The sequence below is a fragment of the Variovorax sp. GW458-11-26-14-LB1 genome, from assembly GCF_059423965.1.
This window is the reverse complement of the sequence record NZ_JBWKYW010000104.1, coordinates 1-1,691: the sequence shown is the minus strand read 5'-3', so window position 1 is coordinate 1,691 and position 1,691 is coordinate 1. Positions and strand designations below refer to the sequence as shown.

The following is a 1,691-nucleotide window of genomic DNA, read 5'->3' as shown; positions in this document are numbered from 1 at the left end:
CAACGGGGGCGAGGGCGGCATCGTCGCGTCCGCGACCGTCGCCGGCCAGTGCGTCGCGCCGCGCCGGGGCACCAACCCCGCGACGGGCCGCGCGTACCCCGACACCGCCGGCACCGTCGACAACGAGAAGAGCTGGGTGCGCGGCTGGATCGACGAAACCTACCTTTGGTACAACGAGGTGCCCACCACGCTCAAGGCGTCCGACTACGCCACGCCGTTGACCTGGTTCAGCGTGCTCAAGACGCAGGCCACCACGCCCTCGGGCCAGCTCAAGGACCGCTTCCACTTCTACCTCGACACCGAGGCGTACCGCCTGGAGTCGGAGGGCGGCGTGTCGGTCGGCTACGGTATGGACACGGCGGCGGTGCGCAGCTCGCCGCCGCGCAACATCCGCCTCGCCTTCGTCGAGCCGGGTTCGCCGGCGGCGGCGGCCGGCCTGGCGCGCGGGGCCAAGCTGGTCGCGGTCGACGGCGTCGACGTGGTGGCCAGCACCGGGCAGGCCAACGTCGACATCATCAACCGCGCGATCTCGCCGCAGAACCTCGGCGAGAAGCACACCTTCACCTTCGAGGTGAGCGGCACGCGCGGCAGCCCGATCGAGCTCACGGCCCAGCGCATCACGAGCACGCCGGTGCTGTACACCCGCACCATCGGGCCGGCCGGCAACCGCGTGGGCTACCTGCTGTTCAACGACCACATCTCGACCGCCGAGGGGCAGCTCGTCACGGCCATGAACACGCTCAAGCAGGACGGCGGCGTCCAGGACCTCGTGATCGACATGCGCTACAACGGCGGCGGCCAGTTGCGCATCGCGAGCCAACTCGCCTACATGGTGGCCGGGCCGGGCCCGACGAACGGCAAGACCTTCGAGCTGTTGACCTTCAACGACAAGAACCCGTACCGCACCACGCTCGCGGACAACCTCACGCCCTTCTTCACGACCACCCGGGCCGGCCAACCCCTGCCCACGCTGGGCCTGTCGCGCGTCACGCTGCTGACGGGCCGCAGCACCTGCTCGGCCAGCGAGTCGGTCATCAACAGCCTGCGCGGCGTGGGCGTCACGGTCAACCTCGTGGGCGCCACCACCTGCGGCAAGCCCTACGGGTTCGTTCCGCAGGACAACTGCGGTACCACCTACTTCGCGGTCAACTTCAAGGGCGTAAACCAGGCTGGTTTCGGCGACTACGGCGACGGCTTTGCACCCAATGCCAGCTGCGCCGTGGCCGACGACTTCGACCACCTGCTGGGCGACGCCGCCGAAGGCCGGCTGGCCGCGGCGCTGCGGTTGCGCGACACCGGTTCGTGCGCGGCGGCATCCGCCAAGGCAGCGGACACCCCGGGCCTGGAGAAGGCCGCTGCGCCGGCGGAAGAAGACGAACCCTTCCTGCGCCCCCGCTCGCCGCTGCGCGAGAACCGGCTGATCGACCCCCTGCCCAACCCGGGTTGATGACGGCCTGACCCCGCGCGCGAGGCCGGCCCCGGCCTCGCGGAAAACCCCTAGCCGCACCCCATTGCCACGCCTGCCGCCTGCCACTTAGAGTTTGGCAAACGTTTGCGCAAAGGTTTGCGCAAACGTTTTCACTCCTGGCGCTCCTATGGAAACCGGGCTTGAAACCAAACACTTAGGAGAAGCAGATGCGCAAATGGACAGTGACGACCTTCTGGCTCGTCGTCGTGGCCGTGCTCACGGC

At 69.1% G+C, this 1,691-nt stretch carries 1 protein-coding gene; it reads left to right on the top strand.

What is annotated here, in order from left to right; all coding sequences use genetic code 11:
* A partial coding sequence (locus tag AC07YS_RS31895) for a S41 family peptidase (RefSeq protein ID WP_495275770.1) occupies nt 1-1,447 on the top strand: 1,447 nt, incomplete at its 5' end.
* Between the last annotated feature and the right edge of the window lie 244 nt (nt 1,448-1,691).